The 20,098-nt window shown below is 71.3% G+C and carries 27 protein-coding genes; 9 read left to right on the top strand and 18 right to left on the bottom strand.

Features of this window, described 5'->3' with window-relative positions; translation table 11 throughout:
- Positions 1 to 15 precede the first annotated feature (15 nt).
- The 4 genes from NR112_RS05395 (at position 16) to NR112_RS05380 (ending at position 3,429) form a co-directional block, all read left to right on the top strand.
- Positions 16 to 507: a cyclic-phosphate processing receiver domain-containing protein gene (locus NR112_RS05395; protein ID WP_256792964.1), complete on the top strand. Its 492-nt coding sequence runs from the start codon at positions 16 to 18 to the stop codon at positions 505 to 507.
- Positions 504 to 2,525, top strand: coding sequence for a DUF3293 domain-containing protein (locus tag NR112_RS05390; RefSeq protein ID WP_256792963.1), 2,022 nt, complete (start codon positions 504 to 506; stop codon positions 2,523 to 2,525). Before NR112_RS05395 ends, NR112_RS05390 begins: the two co-directional genes overlap by 4 nt.
- Positions 2,522 to 2,830 carry a hypothetical protein gene (locus NR112_RS05385; protein ID WP_256792962.1) on the top strand — a complete coding sequence of 103 codons (309 nt, stop codon included), beginning with the start codon at positions 2,522 to 2,524 and terminating at the stop codon, positions 2,828 to 2,830. The genes NR112_RS05390 and NR112_RS05385 overlap by 4 nt, the downstream gene beginning before the upstream one ends.
- Positions 2,831 to 2,955: 125 nt before the next feature.
- Positions 2,956 to 3,429, top strand: a complete 474-nt coding sequence (locus tag NR112_RS05380) for a PASTA domain-containing protein (RefSeq protein ID WP_256792961.1) — start codon at positions 2,956 to 2,958, stop codon at positions 3,427 to 3,429.
- Positions 3,430 to 3,571: 142 nt separating this feature from the next.
- Here NR112_RS05380 and NR112_RS05375 read toward each other — a convergent pair whose 3' ends face one another.
- A complete protein-coding gene (locus NR112_RS05375) occupies positions 3,572 to 3,982 on the bottom strand; it encodes a response regulator transcription factor (protein ID WP_256792960.1) in 411 nt (136 codons plus the stop codon).
- Positions 3,982 to 4,242: a response regulator transcription factor gene (locus tag NR112_RS05370; protein ID WP_256792959.1), complete on the bottom strand. Its 261-nt coding sequence runs from the start codon at positions 4,240 to 4,242 to the stop codon at positions 3,982 to 3,984. Before NR112_RS05370 ends, NR112_RS05375 begins: the two co-directional genes overlap by 1 nt.
- Positions 4,243 to 4,682: 440 nt before the next feature.
- On the opposite strand from NR112_RS05370, the gene NR112_RS22845 reads away from it, so the two are divergent.
- Positions 4,683 to 4,880, top strand: coding sequence for a DUF4177 domain-containing protein (locus tag NR112_RS22845; protein WP_256792958.1), 198 nt, complete (start codon positions 4,683 to 4,685; stop codon positions 4,878 to 4,880).
- Positions 4,881 to 4,923: 43 nt separating this feature from the next.
- Here NR112_RS22845 and NR112_RS05360 read toward each other — a convergent pair whose 3' ends face one another.
- The 10 genes from NR112_RS05360 to NR112_RS05315 form a co-directional block, all read right to left on the bottom strand.
- Positions 4,924 to 5,517 (bottom strand): cysteine hydrolase family protein, encoded by a 594-nt coding sequence (locus NR112_RS05360; RefSeq protein ID WP_256792957.1) that lies wholly within the window; start codon positions 5,515 to 5,517, stop codon positions 4,924 to 4,926.
- 193 nt (positions 5,518 to 5,710) lie between these two features.
- Positions 5,711 to 6,265, bottom strand: coding sequence for a hypothetical protein (locus NR112_RS05355; RefSeq protein WP_256792956.1), 555 nt, complete (start codon positions 6,263 to 6,265; stop codon positions 5,711 to 5,713).
- Positions 6,266 to 6,362: 97 nt separating this feature from the next.
- Positions 6,363 to 6,977, bottom strand: coding sequence for an isochorismatase family cysteine hydrolase (locus NR112_RS05350; protein ID WP_256792955.1), 615 nt, complete (start codon positions 6,975 to 6,977; stop codon positions 6,363 to 6,365).
- A gap of 96 nt (positions 6,978 to 7,073) precedes the next feature.
- Entirely contained in the window at positions 7,074 to 7,676 is a 603-nt protein-coding gene (locus NR112_RS05345; RefSeq protein WP_256792954.1) for a hypothetical protein, read from the bottom strand.
- Positions 7,673 to 8,626, bottom strand: a complete 954-nt coding sequence (locus tag NR112_RS05340) for a hypothetical protein (RefSeq protein ID WP_256792953.1) — start codon at positions 8,624 to 8,626, stop codon at positions 7,673 to 7,675. The genes NR112_RS05345 and NR112_RS05340 overlap by 4 nt, the downstream gene beginning before the upstream one ends.
- On the bottom strand, positions 8,626 to 9,525 hold the full coding sequence (locus NR112_RS05335) for an ATP-binding cassette domain-containing protein (RefSeq protein ID WP_256792952.1): 900 nt from the start codon (positions 9,523 to 9,525) through the stop codon (positions 8,626 to 8,628). Before NR112_RS05335 ends, NR112_RS05340 begins: the two co-directional genes overlap by 1 nt.
- Positions 9,522 to 10,460 (bottom strand): hypothetical protein, encoded by a 939-nt coding sequence (locus NR112_RS05330; protein WP_256792951.1) that lies wholly within the window; start codon positions 10,458 to 10,460, stop codon positions 9,522 to 9,524. Before NR112_RS05330 ends, NR112_RS05335 begins: the two co-directional genes overlap by 4 nt.
- Positions 10,457 to 11,011, bottom strand: a complete 555-nt coding sequence (locus NR112_RS05325) for an RNA polymerase sigma factor (protein WP_256792950.1) — start codon at positions 11,009 to 11,011, stop codon at positions 10,457 to 10,459. Before NR112_RS05325 ends, NR112_RS05330 begins: the two co-directional genes overlap by 4 nt.
- 67 nt (positions 11,012 to 11,078) lie before the next feature.
- Positions 11,079 to 13,007 carry a glycoside hydrolase family 15 protein gene (locus tag NR112_RS05320; RefSeq protein ID WP_256792949.1) on the bottom strand — a complete coding sequence of 643 codons (1,929 nt, stop codon included), beginning with the start codon at positions 13,005 to 13,007 and terminating at the stop codon, positions 11,079 to 11,081.
- Positions 13,008 to 13,036: 29 nt separating this feature from the next.
- On the bottom strand, positions 13,037 to 13,540 hold the full coding sequence (locus NR112_RS05315) for a hypothetical protein (protein ID WP_256792948.1): 504 nt from the start codon (positions 13,538 to 13,540) through the stop codon (positions 13,037 to 13,039).
- Between the two features lie 166 nt (positions 13,541 to 13,706).
- On the opposite strand from NR112_RS05315, the gene NR112_RS05310 reads away from it, so the two are divergent.
- Genes NR112_RS05310 through NR112_RS05300 form a run of 3 tightly spaced genes read left to right on the top strand, consistent with a single transcriptional unit; the run spans position 13,707 to position 14,937 of the window.
- Positions 13,707 to 14,213 (top strand): hypothetical protein, encoded by a 507-nt coding sequence (locus NR112_RS05310; protein ID WP_256792947.1) that lies wholly within the window; start codon positions 13,707 to 13,709, stop codon positions 14,211 to 14,213.
- Between the two features lie 35 nt (positions 14,214 to 14,248).
- Positions 14,249 to 14,509, top strand: a complete 261-nt coding sequence (locus NR112_RS05305; RefSeq protein WP_256792946.1) for a type II toxin-antitoxin system Phd/YefM family antitoxin — start codon at positions 14,249 to 14,251, stop codon at positions 14,507 to 14,509.
- Positions 14,506 to 14,937 (top strand): type II toxin-antitoxin system VapC family toxin, encoded by a 432-nt coding sequence (locus NR112_RS05300; RefSeq protein ID WP_256792945.1) that lies wholly within the window; start codon positions 14,506 to 14,508, stop codon positions 14,935 to 14,937. The genes NR112_RS05305 and NR112_RS05300 overlap by 4 nt, the downstream gene beginning before the upstream one ends.
- A 318-nt stretch (positions 14,938 to 15,255) precedes the next feature.
- On the opposite strand, the gene NR112_RS05295 is transcribed toward NR112_RS05300, so the two are convergent.
- The 6 genes from NR112_RS05295 to NR112_RS05270 all read right to left on the bottom strand — a co-directional run bounded on the left by NR112_RS05295 (position 15,256) and on the right by NR112_RS05270 (position 19,252).
- Positions 15,256 to 15,774 (bottom strand): ACT domain-containing protein, encoded by a 519-nt coding sequence (locus tag NR112_RS05295; RefSeq protein WP_256792944.1) that lies wholly within the window; start codon positions 15,772 to 15,774, stop codon positions 15,256 to 15,258.
- Between the two features lie 111 nt (positions 15,775 to 15,885).
- Positions 15,886 to 16,848: an oxygenase MpaB family protein gene (locus NR112_RS05290; protein ID WP_256792943.1), complete on the bottom strand. Its 963-nt coding sequence runs from the start codon at positions 16,846 to 16,848 to the stop codon at positions 15,886 to 15,888.
- Between the two features lie 61 nt (positions 16,849 to 16,909).
- Entirely contained in the window at positions 16,910 to 17,305 is a 396-nt protein-coding gene (locus NR112_RS05285; RefSeq protein ID WP_256793330.1) for a PPOX class F420-dependent oxidoreductase, read from the bottom strand.
- 72 nt (positions 17,306 to 17,377) lie between these two features.
- Positions 17,378 to 18,730 carry a hypothetical protein gene (locus tag NR112_RS05280; RefSeq protein ID WP_256792942.1) on the bottom strand — a complete coding sequence of 451 codons (1,353 nt, stop codon included), beginning with the start codon at positions 18,728 to 18,730 and terminating at the stop codon, positions 17,378 to 17,380.
- Positions 18,727 to 19,116, bottom strand: a complete 390-nt coding sequence (locus tag NR112_RS05275) for a hypothetical protein (protein ID WP_256792941.1) — start codon at positions 19,114 to 19,116, stop codon at positions 18,727 to 18,729. Before NR112_RS05275 ends, NR112_RS05280 begins: the two co-directional genes overlap by 4 nt.
- Positions 19,091 to 19,252 (bottom strand): hypothetical protein, encoded by a 162-nt coding sequence (locus NR112_RS05270; protein ID WP_256792940.1) that lies wholly within the window; start codon positions 19,250 to 19,252, stop codon positions 19,091 to 19,093. Before NR112_RS05270 ends, NR112_RS05275 begins: the two co-directional genes overlap by 26 nt.
- Positions 19,253 to 19,501: 249 nt before the next feature.
- Here NR112_RS05270 and NR112_RS05265 point away from each other — a divergent pair, with 249 nt between their 5' ends.
- The gene (locus NR112_RS05265) at positions 19,502 to 20,026 is read left to right on the top strand and encodes a 2'-5' RNA ligase family protein (RefSeq protein ID WP_256792939.1); all 525 of its coding nucleotides are present in this window, start codon (positions 19,502 to 19,504) and stop codon (positions 20,024 to 20,026) included.
- Positions 20,027 to 20,098: the final 72 nt, after the last annotated feature.

Raw genomic sequence — 20,098 nt, 5'->3', positions numbered from 1 at the left:
CCGAAAGGGCTGTCGATGCACGCACCCCTGTTTCCCGGGCTTCGCCGGGCAGGTTCGCTGGTCGTTCTCGTCGACGACACCCGCGCCTTCCGTGACCGACGTCCGCACCTTCAGGTGCGGCGCGGCGACAATGCGGTCGCACTCCTCAGTTTGGTCGATGATCGGCAGGTCGACGGGCTGTGGCTCGACTACGGCCTGTTGGACGCAACTACGTCCGCCGCGGCTGTTGACCATCTCGTCTCGCGGGCCGAGCGCGGAACCCCTTTGCGCGTTGGGACGATCGAGGTCCACTCGGCACGAGTCACCGAAGGACTCGAGGTCACCCAGCGTCTGAGGCGCGCTGGATATCCCGCACGACCGTGCTACGCGCAGGGCATCTGGATGCGATTCGACGCAGCAATCCACTGCGAGTGGCGACCCGGAGCCGGTGGCGGCGTCTTCGGTAATCGCAATCCAGACGACTCGCTGTACGAGCAGGCCGAGACCACGGAGGTCCTCCACGCATGATTCGCGATGCCTACCTCTCGGTGCAGCTGCGTCTTCACCGCCCTGCCGGACTCGTCGTCATCCAGAGCGCGGAGCCGGGGATCGCTGCCGGCGACGCACCTGCGCAGCCGGTCCACATCATCACGGCATACGACCTGTACGGCCGTCAGACCAACGAGACGGACAACCGGCGCGCTCAGCAAGCTCTCATCGAGCAGCTGGACGCCGCGAGCGTGTCGCATTACCCCGCGGCCGGAGCAGACCCGGCGTGGCTGCACGTCGAACCCAGCGTCGCCATCGTCGGGCTCATGCGGCAGGAGGCCGTCGACCTCGGGCGGCGGTTCAAGCAGGACGCGATCTTCGAGTGGACGGCCGACGTATTGAACGTCGTCTCGTGCAATGACGACTCCACGGTGACGCTCGGCTGGCGCCAGATCACGCCCGACGTGCGGGCCGTCGGCGCCGACCGGGCATGGCGGGAGCTCGGGCTCGCCTCTCCGTATGTGCCGATCGCCGCCGCCAGCACGGCGCTGGACCGTGCCCTCGGGGTCGAGGTGGCGGATGAGTCGCAGGCCGCGCAGCTCAACGACGTCTTCCTCGGGTTCGCGGCGGACTACTGGGCTCCGCGCGTCGAGGCGGACCAAGTGCGCTACTTCCAGCGCAGGGAGCAACAAGGCGAGGCGCACCGAGCGGCGGCGGCAGCGGCGCGCGCCTCCGAGGAGCGGCGCGACGAACGCCGCGCTGGCCAGGCGGCAGCGCGCAAGCGCAACTCGGCCCAGCACCATGAGCACGTCGAGGCAGGGTGGCCTCGGGACTGGAGGCCTCGCCACGTCCAGAAGTGGGTCGAGCTCGGCGGAGACCTCCAGGGGGCCGTCCGCTGCTCGGGGGAGGGCTGGTCGGCCTCGGACGTCCTCGATGCGGCGGCGGCGATCAGGAGTGCGACCAGCCTGCCCAACTCCGTCGGTGTCCCTGAGGAGTTGGCGGGGTGGGGCGACACCCTCTCCGACATAGCGCTGGGCAGGTGGCCGCAAGCGCCCTCTTCGACGCAGGTCTCCGTCAAGAGAAAGTTCCCGGACGGCAGGCGCGAGCGGTGGTTGGTGGTGCCTGACGGGGATGGTGCAGTCCGGGTCGAGCGCTGGGACGCGGCTCCGGCAGCAGCGCGTGAATGGACGAGCACCATCGTCGGCGTCTTCCCGACCACCGAGGCCGCGTTGGCCGGTGTGCGCGAGCTGTCGACCCTCGGTCCCGACATCGTCTGTGAGGTCAACGCCGCGCGCGACAGCCAGCTCAACCTGCTGGAGCACCTGCGCATCCCGCGAGTCGGTGTCCTCTCGGGTGCCGAAGGTGTCGACGAAGAGGCGGCCGAAGCGGCCGGGCTCGACCTGGACGAGATCGCTCGTCTCGTCGAGGGGGTGCCTTCGCGCCTGGTGCACTGCACGGTCGATGGCCAGCCCGTCGTCGCGGTCCGCAACGGCCACGGATGGCAATGGCTCTCAGTCGGCGACGACGAGATCGAGAACGGCGGGCTCGTCAGTGAGGCCCTCGTCGAGTACCGCTGGTTCAGCGAGTCCGGCGGCGCGCCGATCAGCTGGGACGGAGGCGGATCGATCGGGGTCGTGGCCCCCAAGCTCGCGGTCATCAGGCAGTGGGGCGACCTCGGTGACAGCCGCGAGTTCGTCTCGTGGCCAGCGTCCGCGAGGGGCCGCGCCGGTGTGGTCGCCCGCTGGGTCACAGAGTCCGACCTCGAGACCGTGGCGGCGCTCGTGCTCGAACCGTGGCCGGACGACGAGCAGTGGCTCGTTTGGTACGACGTGTCGATCTCGCTGGACCTCGGACTCGACGACGTGACCCGCGAGGCGCTCCGACGTCGGCTGTCCAAGGATCCCGACTACGCAACGGCGCGCGAGGCCGTCCGCCACCCGGACAGCAAGCTGGGCCGAGCACTCGCGGCAGCGCTCGAGCAAGCGTCGGAGTCCGGGTTCACCGGCGACCTGTACCGGCTGCAGTGGGTGTCCGGCGACGAGGAGGCAGCGCGATGAGCACGTTGCCCGACGGCTACCGGGACAAGTTGCCGGACGACGTCCTCGTCGAGCTCGCTGAACAGCTCGCAGACCTACCTCCCGGACCCGGGCATTCGGAGGGAGTCGAGCCGTGGCCCTGTCACGTTGTCGCAGTCTGCATCGGCGGAGACAACCGCTACTACACGCTCTGCGAAGACTGCCTCCATCGGGACGGTCCGTTCGACGACGCGCTCGACGCGGAGCGAGTGGTTCTGCAGCACAGGTGGATCACGAAGGTTGCGGAGGGCGGTGCGGGCCATCGCGGCTTCGACGCGTGCACGTGACCTGTGCTGGGGCCGGCGGGTGCGCTGCAGGCGCCGAGCACAGGACCATGTTCCGCCCGATTTGTGCATTCTCAAGACCTTGCGGGAGGGATCAGGCAGGATCGCATGGCCCTCACCCCCACGAAGTGAAGAAGGACATGAGCACACACAGCACAACACGGTCAACGGTCAGGTTCGTCGCGACCGCGGCAGCGGTCCTGGTGGTCGGCGCGACCGCCGGCTGCGGGACCAGCACCCCTCCGGCCGTCGTCGTCACCCAGACCGTCGCCGTCCCGGCGGTCCAGACCGTCACTGAGACGGTCGAGGCCACGGCGCCGGCCCCAGCGCCCGAGACCGCCGACGCGGTCGTGGACTCGAGTCCGGCGGTGCCGAGCAAGGTCACCGTCCCCGACGGCGTCGGCATGAACTACCAGGACGCGCAGGATGCATGGCGAGCGGTCGGCCTCCACGTCGCTCCGGCAAACGACGCGACCGGCGCGAACCGGATTCCTGTTCTCGATGCCAACTGGGTGGTGCTGTCCCAGGACCTGAAGCCTGGCAGCAAGGTGGCTGCCGACTCTTTCATCACCGCCACCATCAAGAAGTACACCGACGGGTGATCATCGCTCGGCTCACCAACCGGTGACAGCGCCTCGGTCCCGCCCCCTCTCAGAGCGGGACCCGAGGCGTTCGGCGGCTACCTTGTCGAACCGTAGAGCCCACGGTGCCAGCCTTCGGGTGTCGTTCGGCGAATGATGCGTCTCAGGCCACGCCGGCGCGGTCCGCGATGACGGCGGCCTGCACGAGGTTGTCGACGCCGAGCTTGATGCAGGCGCTCGCGACGTGCGTCTTGACCGTGGTCTCGCTGACGTAGAGCTCGCGCGCCAGCTCGGCGTTCGACAGCCCACGGACCGGGCCCGCGGCCACCTCGCGCTTGCGTGGTGTCAGCGTGGCGACGAGCCGGGCAGCCTCAGCGCGCTGCGTTGCGAGCGGGTCCTCACGGACGTGAGTGAACAGCTGCGCCGCGGTCTTCGGCGACACCGCTCCGAGTCCGCCGGCGATGTTGCGGATGCCGCCGCAGATCTCCTCGGGCGACGCCGTCTTGAGCAGGAACCCGTCGGCGCATACCGCCACCGCCCGCCGCGCCACGTCGGTGTCGAACACGGTGAACATCAACACCTTCGGGCCTCGGGACGCGCCTTGATCGCGGCGATCGCCTCGATGCCGCCAACGCGGGCCATCCGCACGTCGAGCACCACGACATCCGGCCGGCGCGCCTGGATGGCACCGACCATCTCGTCGCCGTCGCTAACCTCGGCCGTCACCTCGAGGCCGCCGGCCGCGCCGAGCATGAAGCGCCGGCCGGTCCGCGCCACGGGGTCGTCGTCGACGAGCATCACGCGGATCGGTGGCCGGCGCTGGTCGTCAGTCATGGATCGCATCCCTGTCTCGGTCGGGTTGGTGCAACGGCAGCCGGATGGACACCCGGAAGACGCCGTCGGTGTCCACGCCCGCGGTCATGTCGCCGCGATAGTGCTCGACCCGCTCGCGGACGCCGCTCAGCCCGACGCCTCGCCGCGCCGGCCCTCGTGCGTCGGCCCCGGTGTCCGTGTGAGGCTGGAAGCGGCTGGCCTTCAGGTCGCCCCGGCAAACGACGCGACTGGCTCCCACCGCGTGCCGGTCCTCGACAGGAACTGGGTGGTGCTGGCCCAGGACCTTGAGGCTGGCAGCAAGGTCGCCGCTGACTCCTTCGTCACCGCCACCATCAAGAAGTACTCCGACGGGTGGCCGGGTCCTGCCCCTGCCCTTTGGGCAGCGGGCGCGATCGACACGACATACGGTCAAAGGACATCGACAGGGAAGAAGGTGCGCCGTGCCGCAGTACAAGGTCGTCGAGCTTCGTGAGGGAATGCTCGGCGGGAAGATGTCGGGCGACAAGCTCGAGAAGGTGCTCAACGATTACGGCTCGAAGGGCTGGTCGCTCAAAGCGATCACGTCCGTCGACGTCAAGGGGCGCATAGGACCAGGCGGCGTCAATGGCGTCCTCGTGACCTTCGAGAAGGCCGACTGACCTGGGCGCACCTCCCTGACGGCGCCCGACGCCGCGTGTTCGGCTACCCCGACACCACCGTGGCGCCTACCGGTGCGTCCCCGATGCGGGCGACCAACTCGTCGGCCGTCACGAGCTCGGCGAAGAACGTGCCGACCGTCGCAAGGGAGGCACGCTGCACCTCGTCCACGGACAGCCCGGGCACGCCGCCGGTGGTCGTGGCGTCGCTGACGAACAAGACCCGAATGTCGCGGACCATGGCCTCTCGTGCGGTGGTCTCGCAGCAGACGTTCGTCTCGATGCCCGTGACGATGATCGTGTCGACGCCGAGCCGGCCCAGACGCTCCTCGAGGTGCGTGTCGTAGAAGGCACCGAAGTGCGGCTTCTCGAGCAGTTGGTCCGAGGGGTCGATGACCAGGTCCGGATGGAACGCCGCCGTCTGCGACGAGCGTTCCAGCATGCCTTCCCTCACGACATCGAACTGCTCACCGAGGATGCGGAGGTCAGCATCGGCTGCCACCGCGTGCCGCACGTGGATCACCGGTATGCCGGCGGCGCGGCACGCCGCGGCGAGGCGGTTGATGCGCTGGGCGACGGCCAAGCCGTCGACCGCCATCTCGACGAAGACGTTCTGCACGTCGATGTTTACCAGCGCCATACGCTATGGCGCGACCTCGAACTGCATCATGCTGCGCCTTCCGGGTGCCGGCCGACCGTAGGAACAGGCTAGGGCTGCGAGGGGCGTCCCTTCAGGGAATCGCCCAGTCAACACGGTCGACCGAGATGGCGTATGCCGTGTGGCCTGCCTTGCTCGGTACGCGGCGACGCCGACCAGGTGGCGGTTGCTCGAGTCAGTCGCAGTTGGGGCAGGGGCCGGAGACGGGCATCTCCATGAAGCAGGTCGGGCAGACCGCACCGCGGCGAGCCTCGGTCGCCGCCGTCGCGCGCGGCGTGCTCGCGCGGACCACCCGGGCCTTAGCCGTCAGCGTCGGCACCGCGTCGGCGGGCACGTCGGCTCCCCAGTGTCGGTAGCACTCGAGCCGTGCGGCGGCCGCGCTGTTCTCGCGCTCGAGTGGGTCGGTGATCGGGGCCTTGCCAGCGACACGGAGCGCCTCGTCGTAGCCGGCGCCGACCTGGCCGTCGTCCTTGCGGACGACCAGTGACGCGAGCGGCGGCTCGTTGCGCACGTGGTTGACCTTCACCAGATCGGCCAGCAGCGCACCGATCCAGTTGCGCATCTGCGACTTGGTCCGCAGCGACGTGCGGCGCTGGACCTCCTCCGCGAGCTCGGAGTAGGTGATGACGGCGTTGTAGCGACCCGCGGTCTCCACGAGCACCTCGTAGGCGTGCTTCGCCCAGTAGGGCTGGGCGAACTTCGGAGTCACGAACGTCTCCTGGTCAGACATGGGCAGTCATCCGCTTCCTTCGTGGTGCAGTCGCCGAACCCCCAGTCTCCACCCTTCGCCTCGGCGGCCGTCACCCACCCACTGACGAGTCATCCGCTTATCGCTCGGTGGGCTCAGACGCAGCACCGATCCAGTCGATCATCTCGTCGGTCGTGGCGACCTGGGCGAAGAAGGTGCCGACCGTGGCCAGCGAGGCGCGCTGCACCTCGGCGACTTCCATCCCCGGCACCCCACCCGTCGTCGTGGCATCGCTCATGAAGAAGGCGCGCACGTCGCGGACCATCGCCTCGCGCGCCGTCGTCTCGCAGCAGACGTTCGTCTCGATGCCGGTGATGATGATGGTGTCGACACCGAGCAGCTCGAGCCGCGTCAGCAGGTCGGTGTCCTGGAAGGCGCCGAAGTGCGGCTTCTCGAGCACGTGGTCGGACGGGTCCATGACCAGCGACTCGTGGAACGCGGCAGTGTGGGACGTGCGGTCCAACATCCCCTCTCGCACCGGCGGGAACATCTCGCCGAGGATCCCGAGATCGGCGCCCTCGGCCACCGCGTGCCGGACGTGGATGACCGGGATGCCGGCCACACGGCATACCTCCGCCAGGCGGTTGATGCGATCGACCACGGCAGGCGCATCCCACGCCATCTCGACGAAGACGTTCTGGACGTCGATGTTGAGCAGGGCCATCCGGCTCGGGTCGACCTCGAACTGCATCATGGTGCGCGCCTTTCGGTCGCCTCGGCCCCCTGGGTGCACGCTACGGCTCGCCGGCCCATCGCCACCGACGAATCAGACCAGCAGCGCCGCCACTCGTCAGTCGAGCGGGTCCCGGGTCGCGCGCGTCAGCACCGCCAGGCAGAGGGCGCCCACGCCACCCCAGAGCACGAACGAGCTTGCCCACCGTGCGTCCGGCTCACTCGGGAAGACGTCGACCCAACGCGAGAGCGGGTTCACGACGGCCAGCGCGATGACCACCGTCAGCAGGGCGCCACCGACCGCGTCCCCGGGCTCGGCGAAGTGCCGTCGTAACGTGGCGGCGGAGGCGACGGCCACGAGCACGCAGCCCGTCAGCCAGAGCATGACCCCGAACCGAGCGCTCACCCCGCTCCTGACCGTCAGGACCCCGACCCCGAGCGTCCCCACGACGAGCACCCCACCTGCGACGAGGAGTCGGGCTCCACTGCGCTGTCGCAGTGACGTGGGCGTTCCCCCGACGGCCTCCGCCGCCGCCTCGTCGAGGACGTATGCCGTCGCGGCCGCGAGGACGGCCACGCCCACCACCAGCGTGGTGCCCGCGACGGCGCTGGTGGTCCACGTCGCCGCGACCCCGACGAGGAGCAGCCCGGCGACAGTCAGGGCCGCCACGGGCCGCCACGGGATGCCCGCTGCCGGCCCGAGCGTGCGAGTCGCGTTCACTTCGAGACGAGGACGACGCTGTGGCCGTCGGGGTAGGAGCGCACCGGCTCGCTGAGCCCGCCGGCGGAGGCCAAGCCGTAGGTGAGGACGGAGAGGGCGACGAGGACCACGCCGATCCGGACGAGACGCCGCCGCGTCCGACCCTCCGACCGCCACAGCAACGCGGCCAGGGCGGCAAGGCCGCAGAGCGTGAGGGTCCACGCGAGGTACCACGCCGGCGACCCGGTCAGGCTGGTGACCGCGACGTAACCCTGCGCTGCGTTAGTGAAGATGCCGAGGGGCTCGAACAGCCTGACCCAGCGGTACCACTCAGCTGGTGCTGACTCGGTGTTGGTGAAGACGCCGAGGACGCCGAAGGTCCACACCACCACCGCCAGCACGAGGACGGCTGACGCGCCGCGGAAGCGCCACCACCGGCCGGCAGCGACGCCGAGCAGGGTCCCGCCGACGGAGCAGGCGATCGAGTTCTGCACGAGGACCGTCGCGACCGCTGCGGGCGAGAAGGGGCCATACATCCAGGCCGGCGCGCCCAACGCCGACGGGCCGATGGCGTAGTAGAGGACGAGCCACGCCGAGGCGACGAGCGCAGGGACACCAGCCATCAGGCAGAGCGCGGCCGTCCGGGTCGTGACGGAGGTGGGCGACGCCTCGAGCAGCTCACCGGCCCCGTGGAAGGACCGCGTCAGGTGGTAGGCGGTGATCATCGAGGAAACCCCCACCGTCAGGGCGACGACGGGCAGGCTGAGCGAGTCGCTCGTGACCTGGTGTGCCTCCTCGTTGAGGGCCATGGCCGTGAAGACGACGCCGAGCGCCGTGCCCACGAGGAACATCGGGTGTCGCGCGAAGCGCCACGCCTCGATGCGGGCGAGCGCGGCGAACGGGCTCCGGTAGCCGCCGCGCGGGGCGAGGGCGGTCGTCACGGCAAGGGCGTCCTGCGGGGTGCTGGTCATCACGCCACCTCCGCCGAGGTCGTGGCGTCAGCGGTGGCGGCGGCCGTTGCGCCCCGGAGCAGCAGGTAGGCGTCCTCGAGGCTGGGCTCGACGAGCTCGGCGCCTCTCGGCACTGACTCCCCGACGTTGCGATAGCGCCCGGACGCGGTGCGCCACGACGCCTGCGCCGCTGCATCCGGCGCAGCGGCCATCCAGACACGTCCGGCCGCGAGCGACACCAGCTGGGGCACCGTGCCGTCGAAGTGCACCCGCCCGGCATCGAGCACGACGACCCGGCGGCACAGCGCGGCGACGTCCTCGGTCTGGTGCGTCGAGATGACCATCGTCGACGTCGCGGCGATGTCGGCGAGCACGCCCCGCAAGGACGCGCGCTGCTCGGGGTCGAGCCCGGTCGTCGGCTCGTCCAGGACCAGCAGCTCCGGTGTGCCGAGCAGGGCCTGGGCCAGGGCGACCCGGCGCCGCTGCCCACCCGAGAGACGACTGATGCGCTTCGTCGCGACGTCGCCGAGGCCGACGAGGTCGAGCACCCGTCTCACCTCGGTGGTGCGAGTCCCACGGTCGGCCCACTCCTTGAGGACTGCCATGTAGTTGACGAAGGCGAAGGTGGAGAACCCGCGCGGGAAGCCGAGCTCCTGCGGTTGGTAGCCGAGCCGCCGCCTGATTTCGGTGCGGGCATCCGGCCGGCTCGGGTCGCGGCCGAGGAGCCGCACCTCGCCGGCGTCGGGTCGCAGCACCGTCGCCATGACGCGGAGCATCGTCGTCTTGCCGGCGCCGTTCGGACCGAGCAGGCCGGTGATGCCGGGCCCGAGGTCGAGGTCGACGTCGTCGAGGGCCGCGAGGGAGCGGTAGCGCTTGGTGACACCGCGCAGGGAGACCGGGGTCGAGCTGGTTGCGGTCATGACGCGATCCTTCCGATCGTGCCGAGTCGCCGGGCTCGAAGGACGAGGACGGGCGGCCCGATGAGGAGCATGAGGACGTAGAGGACGAGGTACTGAGGCGCGAAGACGGCCCAGATCGTGTCGAGGCGGGAGGCCGCGCCGGTGGCGATGACCCAGACGACGGTGATGGCGCTCGCCGGGCGCCACGGCCCGAACCACGTCGAGAGAGCGAGGACCGCCGCGGTGAAGCCCAGTGCCGGGAGGAGCCACACCCACGCCGCCGACTCGGGGAAGACGAACTGGCCGACGAGGACGACGGGGAGCGCGGCGAGGAGCACGGCGGCGGTACGGAGCAGGAGCAGACGTGCGAGCGGGTACGGCGTCGAGCTCTCCTGCTCCAGCGCCGGCCCCGCCTCCGGCCCGAAGGCCGTCGCCACGGCGAGCACCGGCACGATCGGCGCCACGACGAGGAAGACCATGACGCTGCCGTTGCGCGCGGCCACGGCCCCACCGACCGCGAAGGCGACGGCGAGGGCGACCGCGCAGATCCACGACCCGCGCAGCGCCGGCGCCGCGGCCACGAGCATCGCGTCGCCGGGCGGCAGGCCGATCCGCACGAGGAGCCGCTCCAGCAGCGACACGCGTGGCACCTCGATCTCGTCGCGTACGGCGCCCCAGACGGCCGCCAGGTCCGGCAGGTCCGGCAGGTCCGGCGCGTCCGGAACCTCGGAAAGCGCTGGTGGCTCAGGCTGCCCGGGACCCGCTGCGTCCGAGAGGGGCGTGACGTCGGGAAGGGAGCTGACGGCATACGCCATCGGTGGCAGCTCGGCCGCGACACCCGCCTGGCACTGCGGGCACCGCACGAGGTGCTGCTCGAGCGACATCGACGTGACGGCGTCGGCCTCGCCGCGGACCCAGGCGCGCAGGTCGTCCGGCCGCACGTGGCGCGTACTCATGACGACGCTCCTTCCAAGAGGCTCGCCCGCAGGCGCGCCCTCGCGCGGTGGGCCCGCGTCTTGACGGTGTTCTGGGGGATGCCCAGCAGGCGCGCGGCCTCGCGGGTGGTGAGGCCGTCGAGCACGGTCGCCTGCATGACGGCGCGCAGCTCGGGGGACAGGGTGGCCATCGCCCGACCGAGGTCGCCGTACTCGACGCCGAGGAGCAGCTCGTCCTCGGCGGTCGGCGAGGCAGCGCCGGAGGCCGCCGGGTCGCGCAAGAGCACGACGTCCCGGCGCGACCGGAGCCGGCTGACGAGCCGTCTGATCGCGATACCCCACATCCACGCGCCGACCTCGCCCGTCCCCTGGTAGCGCCGGGCCCCCTGCCACACGGCCACGAAGGTGTCCTGGAGGACATCGGCCACGACCTCACGGTCGTTGCAGCGTCGCATCAGCCGGACCGAGAGCCACGGTGCGTGACGCTCGTAGAGCCTCTCGAGGGCGCCGACGTCCCCGGAGGCCAGCGCCTCGAGGAGGGACTGGTCGTCGGGAGCGACGAGTGGTGCCACATCTCTACTGTCGACCCGGAGGGCCGGATCGGTTCTCGGTATGGCGGCGAAGTGCGGTGCCGGGGCGTCAGCGGGGAGGCAGCTCGCCGCCCGTCTCGGTGGCGATGACGTGCATGACCGCGTTGATCAGGGCCAAGTGGGTGAACGCCTGCGGGAAGTTGCCGAGGTGGCGCCCGGTGTGGGTGTCGATCTCCTCGGCATACAGCTCGAGCGGCCCGGCGAAGGAGAGCAGCTTCGCGCACAGCTCGTGCGCCCGCTTGTGCTCGCCGATCTCCGACAGCGCCGACACGAGCCAGAACGAGCAGATCGTGAAGGTCCCCTCCTCGCCGGAGAAGCCGTCGTCCGTCTCGTCGACGCGATAGCGCAGCACCAGCCCGTCGACGGTCAGCTCGTCCGCGATCGCGAGGACCGTCGCCCGGATCACCGGGTGGTCCGGTGGCAGGAAGCGCACGAGCGGCGCGAGCAACAGCGAGGCGTCCAGAGCCGACGCCCCGTAGTACTGCGTCAGCACCCCACGCTCGTCGACCCCGTGCTCGAGGATGTCGGCCATGATCTCCTCGGCGGCCAGCTCCCACTCCGCGGCCTGCGAGTCCTCGCCGATCATCGATGCGAGCTTCGCCCCGCGGTCGACCGCGACCCAGCACATGATCTTCGACGACGTGAAGTGCTTGAGCTCGCCGCGCACCTCCCAGATGCCGGCGTCCGGCTCCTGCCAGTGCTTGAGCGCCGACCGGACCTGCTTGCCGAGGATCGGCCAGATGCGCCCGTCGAGGTGGTCGGCGACCTTGGAGTGAAGGTAGACCGAGTCGAGGAGCGCGCCCCAGACGTCGTGCTGCACCTGGGAGTGCGCGGCGTTGCCGATGCGCACGGGCCGCGACCCGGCATACCCCGATAGGTGGTCGAGCTCGAACTCTGGCAGCTCGCGCTCCCCGCCGATGCCGTACATGATCTGCAGGTCCTCGTCGCGCTCGGCCATGTCGGCGATGAACGAGAAGAAGTCCACGGCCTCCCAGTCGAACCCGAGCGAGTACATCCCCCACAGCGCGAACGTCGCGTCACGGATCCACGTGTAGCGGTAGTCGTAGTTGCGCTCTCCGCCGATGGTCTCCGGCAGCGACGTCGTCGACGCGGCGGCGATGGCGCCCGTCGGCGCATACGTCAGTCCCTTGAGCGTCAGGGCACTTCGCTGGAGGTAGCTGCGCCACGGGTGGTCGGGGAAGCGACCGCGGGCAAGCCAGTGCTGCCAGTGGTGGGCCGTCCACACGAGTCGCTGGTACGCCTGCCCGAAGTCGGTCGGCGGCGCCTTCTCACCCCACGAGAGTGCGATGTAACGGACGTCGCCCTCCCTGAGCAGGGTTCTCGCAGCAGCCTGCCCGCCCTCGAAGCCGAGCCGCAGGTCCGTCGTCAGCGTGAGCACCACATCCGACCCCGCGCCGGTCGCGCGGCCCTGGTGGTAGCCCAGGTCGGTGTAGTCCCACGTCACCGGCTGGCGCCCGTAGTCGAGCACCGGCTCGCACTCCATCACCGTCTGCACCTCGCCCGACACGCAGCGGATCGTCCGCAGCAGCGTGTGCTCCGCGTCGTAGTCCATCGGCGTGCGCCGGTGCTTCGGCGACACGTCCTCGTCGTGGCGCCACGGCCCGATGAGCAGCACGTCGCGCACGATGATCCAGCCCGTCGGCGTGCCCCAGCTCGTCTCGAGAACCATGGTGCCCGGCAGGTAGCGCCGCGCCGTCGGCACGCTGACGTCGGACGGCCCGAGCCGGAAGCGCCCCGAGTGCCGCCCGAGCACCGCCCCGAAGACGCTCGGGGAGTCGAGGCGCGGCACGCACATCCAGTCGACGTCACCGCCCGGTGCCACGAGGGCCGTCACCTCACCGTCGGACAGGAACCCGTAGTCCGCGATCGGAACCGCCTTCACGTGCCTGGTCGGCCCCGCCGCGCCCGGTGCGCTCGTCGGGGCGTGCGAGATCGCGATGTCGGCAGCTGCGTCCATGTCCTCAGAATCCTCGGCACCCGCCGGCATCACAAGACCCGCGTCGACCGATCCACGGCCAGGGCGAGGCGCGGGCGGAGCCGAGGGAGGTGGCCTCCGCGCTGGTCCATGACGCCCGTCCAGCCGTGAGGAGTCACGACGTAGACGTCACCATCGATCGCACTGGTGAGGTGGTTGCTGTAGCGCCACGCCTGAAACCATCGGTGCTCGGCGATGGTGTCGATGACCCGGCCCTCGCGGCACACGACCGTCACGAGCAGGTGAGTGATCGGGCTCCGGCCCCGCGGAGTGCCTGTCCGCTCCGGGACGAGGTCGACCGCGACACCGCGCAGCCGAGCACTTGCGTCATACGGGTCCCAGCACGGCTGTGGTTCGGCCGGATCCGGCACCACGGAGGCGCCGACCACCTCCTGGGTCTCGAGCTCCAGGGCCGCCACCACGACGCGCCCCGAGACCAACGAACACACGTCATCGATGGATTGCAGCACGAGCTCTGGGTCCTCGAGCTCCCAACGCTCACGAGATCTGGTCATGGCTCGACCGTGCCAGCCACCCGGGTGTTCCTGTCGAGGTTGTCCCCAGCAGCGCGCCGCCGCACAGCGGTCGCTGATCGCCTGTGGATGACGCCCGCCCACGAGCGGCTCGCGCTGGTTGGCTCGACGCCAGCACTACTGCTTCTGCGACCGGCACGGAGGACCGATGGGATACAGCACGCACTATCTCGGCCGACTCGACATCAGGCCGCGCCTGCGCGAGCCGGAGATCGAATGGCTCCGTGCCTACGCCGAGCTCATCGATCCGCGAGAGCAGGGCTACGACGTCCCTATGAACCCGCGGGCCGAGAGAACCGAGCGGGCGCGCGGCTCGGGCAGGGGCGTTGCGACGCTGAGCGACCCGGACATCCTGACCCCGTGGGGGATGTGCGACTGGGCCCCTTGTGTCGAAGGGTGCTGCCTGCGCTGGCGTGAGGCCGAGAAGTCCAACCACGCCGTGCCGTGGCTCGAGCACCTCGTCGGCCACTTCCTCGGCCCCGACGGCCTGGCCCGCGGTGCGCGCCCGGACTTCCAGGACTTCACCTTCGACCACGTCGTCAACGGCGTCATCGCGGCCGAGCGGGGGGACACGCGCGAGCTCTACCTGATCCGTGTCGTCGACAACGTCATCACCACCGAGACGCTCGTCGCCGGTGATCCCTCGGGTTGGTGAGTCAGATGACTACAACGCCTCATGAGGTGGTCACCATGAGCGGTCAGCGGGTCGGGATCCGTGAGCTGAAGAGCCGGCTGAGCGAGTACGTCGACCGTGCCCGAGCGGGCGAGACGCTCGTCATCACCGACCGCGGCCGACCTGTCGCCGAGATCCGCCCGCTGTCCGGCCGCACGGCCCTCGAGACCCTCCTCGATGAGGGACTCGCGACGCGCGCACACCCCAAGCGTCCGTCACCCGAACCCCTGGCGGTCGACGGTGGGATCGGCGACCTCGTCGGCGACCAGAGCCGGTGATCCTCTACCTCGACACGTCGGCCGTCGTGCCCCTGCTCGTCGCCGAACCCACCTCCGCCCGCTGCCGACGGCTCTGGGACGACGCCGACGACGTCGTCTCCTCCGTGGCCCTGCGACCTGAGGCCGCCTCCGCTCTGTGGCGAGCCCAGCTTTCCGGTCGCATCAGCGCCGGTCAGCACACCGAGCTGCTCGACCACCTGGCCGAGCTGATCGGGCAGATGCACCTCGTGGTCGTCGACGACCGATTGTCCAGGCAGGCAGCCGACCTGGCCTCGACCCACGGCCTCCGGGGCCACGACGCCGTCCATGCCGCCACTGCCCTGTTGGTCGTCGGGCAGGAGGGGCTGGCCGCCTCGGGCGACCGCTCGCTGCTCGCGACCTGGCAGGCCGCGCACCTCGCGACCTGCGACGTCGGCGCCGCGACGTAGGACGCCAGACGCACCGAGGGCGTATGCCGTCCGCTTCCGCAAGAGCCCCGCAAGAGTCCCGCAAGGTCCCACGAATTCGGACATTCGCGCGCGTGCGCGGGTCTCCACTGGAGTGAGTCGTCCACCGACGACGCAGACTTCGGCGGTTGGCCCGTTGTGGTACGTGAACCGTCACGGGGCCCGAGCTCGCATCGCGAGGCGGGCCCCATTGTCATCCCGGGCGCGCCCTGCGACAGTGCTCCGCCCCGTGGGGCAGTGACGCAGGCGCCCACCGGCCAACCGGCCAACGAGCCAACGAGCGAATCAGCCAAACAGGCGTCAGGCGACGGCGATGTCGACGAGCAGCTCGGCGGCCAGTCGCTCCAGGTCCGCCCGCAGTGCGGCCGAGTCCGACCCACCCGGCACCCGCACGACGACGTGCGCCTCGAAGAGCAGTCCGCCGGCCATCGGCGCCTCGCGCGTCCCCGTCGTCATCGTCTCGATCGACAGCTCGTGCCGGCTCAGCACCGACGACACCTCGCGGACGATGCCGGGGCTGTCGTTGCCGAGCAGGTCGATCGTCAGCCGCTGCGCGTCGGCGTCATCAGCGATGCCCGAGGCCTCGGCCCCCGGGTGCGACGTCACCTCGAGCAGGCCGTCGAGCTCGCGCAGCGCGGCCGTCAGCGCATCCACCCGTTCACCGGGCACACCCACGACGACGATGCCGGCGAACTTGCCGGCCAGCTCCGCGAGCTGGCTGTCCTCCCAGTTGCCGTCGTGCGCGGTGACGACGTCCGCGAGGGCACTGACGAGGCCGGCGCGGTCGTCGCCGATGACGGTGAGCACGAGTCTGGGCACATCCGCAGCCTACTGACCGACCGCGCCACACGGCATACGCAAGCGGGGGAAGGCGCCGGGCCGGGTGCACCCGCTTTTTGAGTGCAACCCGGCCCGGTCAAAGGTGGCCGCTCAGCTGGCGGCCTGGGCCCCGACGAGGTCATCCGGCTCGTCGGGGGATCTGGGGGAGCCCGACAGGTGGTCGGGATCGGGAGGGGTGTCGGACGGGCGGCGCTCGGCCAGGCCGGCCATGCCCCACCGCACCGCCGCCGTGCCGAGGTGCCCGAGCGGCCGCGCCAGGAGCGTCGAGACGACACCGGGCAACGGGATGCCGAGCATCTCGCGCGCCCACCCGGGCAGCAGGGACACGCCCCCGGAGGCGAGCGTCCCGTAGCCCGGTCGAGCGTAGAAGGGCAGCGGCGGGTCGAGCAGGAGGAAGCGCGCGGCCTCGCGGGCGGCCGGCGACGTCTCGAGCTCCGGGCGGTAGGAGGCGAGGACGGCCCGCAGCTCGGCGACCGAGGTGGGCGGGTCGATGACGCCGAGGCGCCTGGCCGGGATGCCGGCCTGCGCGACGTAGACGTCGGCCTCAGCCTCGGTCAGGGGCGCGTCGCCGAAGGTCTGGTAGCCCCGGAGGAAGGAGTCGATCTCGGCGGCGTGCACCCACATCAGCAGGTGCGGGTCGTCGGCGCGGTAGGGCCGCCCGAGGTGGTCCTTGCCGCGCACCCGCTCGTGGATCGAGCGAACCGTCGCGATGGCCTCCTCGGCGTGCTCGACCGTGCCGAAGGTCGTCGTCGCGAGGTAGTGGCTCGTGCGCTGGAGCCGGCCCCACGGGTCGCTCTTGTAGCCGCTGTGGCCGGCGACCCCGGCCATCGCCATCGGGTGCAGCATCTGCAGCAGCAGCGACGTGACACCGGCCGGGAACATCGACGCGTCGGCGTGCACGCGCCACACCGGGTCCTCGGGGGTGAACCACCGCTCGCCCTCGGCGCCCCAGATCCGCTGCGCACGGGCGGGCGCCTCATCGCCCGCGACCTTGCTACGCAGCATGAGGCCGAGCCGGCGCTGGACCAGCTGGGCACCTGCGGTGTGGCTCATGGTCGACAACATAGGCGCAGGTCAGCGGCGTCCGTTAACGGCCTGTACAACCTTTGCTGAGTCACCCCAGTGTGATGCGGATGCCGGCGCGCGGACCACGGGGCCGGACGCGGTCGGTGACCGCTGCGACGGCATCGCCCAGGCGGGCCATGACGTACTTGCGGCCGATGGCGCGCTTGACCGCGGCGACGCCCTCCGGGCTGCGGTCGACAACGGCCGTGCCGGCATACGTCGGTGCCCCGTCGGGCACGCGCCCACGCACGTCGCACGGCCGCAGCTCGACCCGCGAGGTGTGCGCGAGCCGCTTGAGCTTGCCGCTCGGGTCGACGGTGATGACGACGAGATCGCCCGCGTCACGCGAGATCCACACGGCTGACGACACCGGGGCCCCCGTCCGGCGGAACGTCGTCAGCGACACGTAGCGGTTGGCGTTGACGACGTCGAGGTCGTCCGGCATCGGGTTCACGCCGTCAGCGTATGCCGGGTCGCCGGTCCCAGCCTGTGCCGAGGACGTGCCCCGACGACGTCTTCAGGCGAGCGACCGGACCACCGCGACGACACCGATGGCGAGGGCCGTCGCCGCCATGAGCGCCGCGGTCGTCGTCGCCGTCGTGCCGGCCCGTCCCGGCCGTCGCGCCAACGCTGCGGCCGTCGCCGTGAACGCGGCGAGGAGGAGCCCGAGGGTCATGAGGTTCGCCGCGTCCCCGCGTCGCTGCGAGGAGTCGACCGCCTCGTGCTGGGCGGCGAGGAGCCGGTCGTAGTCCGCCGGCTCGGACGTCACCATCGCGACGACGTCGGCCGGGACCCCGTCGGACTCGGTGGGCGGCTCCGTCATCGCGCCCGCGACCCGCGCCCACGTCGACGCCGCGGCGGCGTCGGCCTTCGCGAGCTCGGGCTGGCCCGGCACGTCGTCTCCGACGGCGACGAACTGACGTGCGAGAGAGAGCATCCCGAGCTGCACCTGCTCCTGCTGGCTCCGGAGCGCGAACGAGCTGTAGAGCTGGCTCGCGAGCAGGGAGCCCGTGATGGTCGTTGCCCGCCGTGACGACTCGGCGTCGTCGCGCGCCGAGCCGCTCGAGAGCACGAGCTGGGCCGCGGTGAGGACCGGCAGCAGCAGCCACGCGACGAGAGCGACGGCTGCGGCCAGGCGCTGGGCTCGGGTCCGTTCCTGCCACGGCTGGGGCACGAGCCCGACGTCGTCGTCGCCGTCCGGCGTGCCTGGAGCGTGCGGGCGCGTCGCTGCCTGCGCCCGGTGACGGTTGCCCGCCGTGCGGACGACGACGAACGCGGCCGCGGCGACGACCGACATCGCCGCGAGCCGCAACGCCCACGCCGCTCGCGCGTCACCGTCGGCGACGGCGTCCACGACGCCTTGAGGGTCGGCCCCCGTCAGGGTGAGCGCGTCCGCGAGACGCGAGCTCACGGCATACCCGTGGTCGCCTCGCTCGTAGTCCGCGGACAGCAGGGAGCTGCCCGCCTGCTGCAGCCCGGCCCGGAGCTCGCCGGCGGTCTTGCGCAGCGTCGCCGCCTCCGCGGCCGCGAGCCGGCTGCCGGGCGTGGCGAGACCCCGCGACGTGACCGCGTCGGACGCGTCCTGGAAGGCGTCGGCCCGCACCTCGAGCAGCGCGAGGTCGAGCGCGACCGGAGCCTGGTCCTGGTAGAGGTGACGCACCTCCTCGACGGTCAGCGCCATCGAGCGAGTCTCGAGCCGGGTCGACTGCAGCCAGTCGCCGCCCGCCTGGGCAGCCAGCCACGTGCCGCCCGCGAGCAGCGCCGCGACAAGGACCGAGGCGGCGACCTGCGCCGGGTTCGAGCGGATCCGCGCCGCCCACCCGTCCAGACGTCCGGCGGCACGTTCGGCCGGGGAGTCGGGCACGCTCACCGGGGCGCCTCCTGCGTCATCGGCTCGTAGCTCACTGATCCGAATGTGCCCACGAGGACGAGGTTCTCGCCCTGGCGCGACCACGTGTACGTCTCCTTCGACAGGTCGTCGAGCGGCCGGCCGTCGTAGCTGCCGGACGGCGAGTCCGGGTCGTGCAGGGTCTGCGTGCCGCCCTGCGGGGTCAGCACCAGCGTCGAGCCCGTCACGTCGACCACGCCCTTGGTGCCGATGTCGAACTCGAAGGTGCCGCTCGAGCGCGACTGCATGAGCACCTCCGCTCGCTCGAACCGGCCGTCCGGCCGGAAGGTGTAGAGCACCTCGGCCGATCCCTGGTCGAGGCTCTGCCACGTGCCCGCGAGCTCACCCGGGACGGCCGCGTCCGGCACGGGCGCCGGGCTGGAGGTCGGGGTGGAGGTCGAGGTGGGTGCCGGGGCTGGAGTCGACGTCGGGGGCGGCGCTGGAGTGCGTGTGACCGTGACGGTCGCCGGGCTCGGCGTCGCCCCCGGCGGTGCCGACGAACACGCGGTGAGCAACAACGGGCTCACCGTCACCGCGGCTAGCGCGAGCATCGCGGTCCGGCGCCGCCGGGTCCGGCCCGGAGGCTGCGAGGTGCTGTCGTGGTGGTCCAGGTGCTCGGGCATCGGGCTCGCCCTCCTCGTGCCGGGCGCCTCGACGGCGCCCCTTCTGATCGGACGGTCGAGCCCGGTTGGTGATACATGGCGACGGGCCCCGTCGGCCCCCGGTCGCCCAGCGTCGTGCACACAATGGGCCATGGCGCTCGCGCTCTGCCTGCTGCTCGACCGCAGGTCCGACCGTGCCGTCCGCGCGCTCTGGGAGCGGCTCGAGGAGGACGGCGTCCCGACGCTGCTCACCCACACCCACGGCCACCACGTGCCCCACCTGTCGTATGCCGTCCTGCTGGCCTGGGAGCAGGAGGCAGCCCGCGCCGCCGTGGTCGGCCTGGGCGACGGGGGGCCGGTCGAGGTCTCGGTGCAGGGCACGGTCGTCTTCCCGCGCGGACGCGTGGCGCTCGCCGGCTCAGCCTCGGTCGCTCTCGCCTGCCGACAGGCAAGGGCGGTCGAGGGGCTGCGTGCCACCGGCGCGACGATCCACCGCCACTACGAGCCCGGTTACTGGATGCCGCACGTGTCGGCGACGACCGGGGTGCCCGGCGCGCGGCTGCAGACCGTCGTCGACGCGGTGTCCGACCGGCTGCCGCTGACGCTGCGGTGCGACCGGGCCGCCCTCATCGACACGACCGACGGCACGACGTGGGACCTGTCCGGAGTGCCCTGACGAGGCCGGTATGAGTACCGGTGCCCAGTATCGACAGGGGCGCCCGTGTCTCTTCTCCCCGACCAACAAACC

Origin of the sequence: Terrabacter sp. Ter38 (assembly GCF_024519435.1) — a bacterium.
Taxonomy (GTDB): Bacteria; Actinomycetota; Actinomycetes; order Actinomycetales; family Dermatophilaceae; genus Terrabacter.
The sequence above is the reverse complement of the archived record's forward strand: the minus strand, read 5'-3'. Positions and strand labels throughout refer to the sequence as shown.

Excerpts from the sequence above, each read along its gene's own strand:
- NR112_RS05335 (WP_256792952.1), bottom strand. The coding sequence starts at position 9,525 with ATGACCGCAACCAGCTCGACCCCGGTCTCCCTGCGCGGTGTCACCAAG.
- NR112_RS05285 (WP_256793330.1), bottom strand. The coding sequence starts at position 17,305 with ATGCCGGACGACCTCGACGTCGTCAACGCCAACCGCTACGTGTCGCTG.
- NR112_RS05320 (WP_256792949.1), bottom strand. The coding sequence starts at position 13,007 with ATGGACGCAGCTGCCGACATCGCGATCTCGCACGCCCCGACGAGCGCA.
- NR112_RS05310 (WP_256792947.1), top strand. The coding sequence starts at position 13,707 with ATGGGATACAGCACGCACTATCTCGGCCGACTCGACATCAGGCCGCGC.
- NR112_RS05385 (WP_256792962.1), top strand. The coding sequence starts at position 2,522 with ATGAGCACGTTGCCCGACGGCTACCGGGACAAGTTGCCGGACGACGTC.
- NR112_RS05265 (WP_256792939.1), top strand. The coding sequence starts at position 19,502 with ATGGCGCTCGCGCTCTGCCTGCTGCTCGACCGCAGGTCCGACCGTGCC.
- NR112_RS05290 (WP_256792943.1), bottom strand. The coding sequence starts at position 16,848 with ATGAGCCACACCGCAGGTGCCCAGCTGGTCCAGCGCCGGCTCGGCCTC.
- NR112_RS05395 (WP_256792964.1), top strand. The coding sequence starts at position 16 with ATGCACGCACCCCTGTTTCCCGGGCTTCGCCGGGCAGGTTCGCTGGTC.
- NR112_RS05390 (WP_256792963.1), top strand. The coding sequence starts at position 504 with ATGATTCGCGATGCCTACCTCTCGGTGCAGCTGCGTCTTCACCGCCCT.
- NR112_RS05350 (WP_256792955.1), bottom strand. The coding sequence starts at position 6,977 with ATGATGCAGTTCGAGGTCGACCCGAGCCGGATGGCCCTGCTCAACATC.
- NR112_RS05375 (WP_256792960.1), bottom strand. The coding sequence starts at position 3,982 with ATGTTCACCGTGTTCGACACCGACGTGGCGCGGCGGGCGGTGGCGGTA.
- NR112_RS05305 (WP_256792946.1), top strand. The coding sequence starts at position 14,249 with ATGAGCGGTCAGCGGGTCGGGATCCGTGAGCTGAAGAGCCGGCTGAGC.
- NR112_RS05360 (WP_256792957.1), bottom strand. The coding sequence starts at position 5,517 with ATGGCGCTGGTAAACATCGACGTGCAGAACGTCTTCGTCGAGATGGCG.
- NR112_RS05330 (WP_256792951.1), bottom strand. The coding sequence starts at position 10,460 with ATGAGTACGCGCCACGTGCGGCCGGACGACCTGCGCGCCTGGGTCCGC.
- NR112_RS05340 (WP_256792953.1), bottom strand. The coding sequence starts at position 8,626 with ATGACCAGCACCCCGCAGGACGCCCTTGCCGTGACGACCGCCCTCGCC.
- NR112_RS05355 (WP_256792956.1), bottom strand. The coding sequence starts at position 6,265 with ATGTCTGACCAGGAGACGTTCGTGACTCCGAAGTTCGCCCAGCCCTAC.
- NR112_RS05315 (WP_256792948.1), bottom strand. The coding sequence starts at position 13,540 with ATGACCAGATCTCGTGAGCGTTGGGAGCTCGAGGACCCAGAGCTCGTG.
- NR112_RS05370 (WP_256792959.1), bottom strand. The coding sequence starts at position 4,242 with ATGACTGACGACCAGCGCCGGCCACCGATCCGCGTGATGCTCGTCGAC.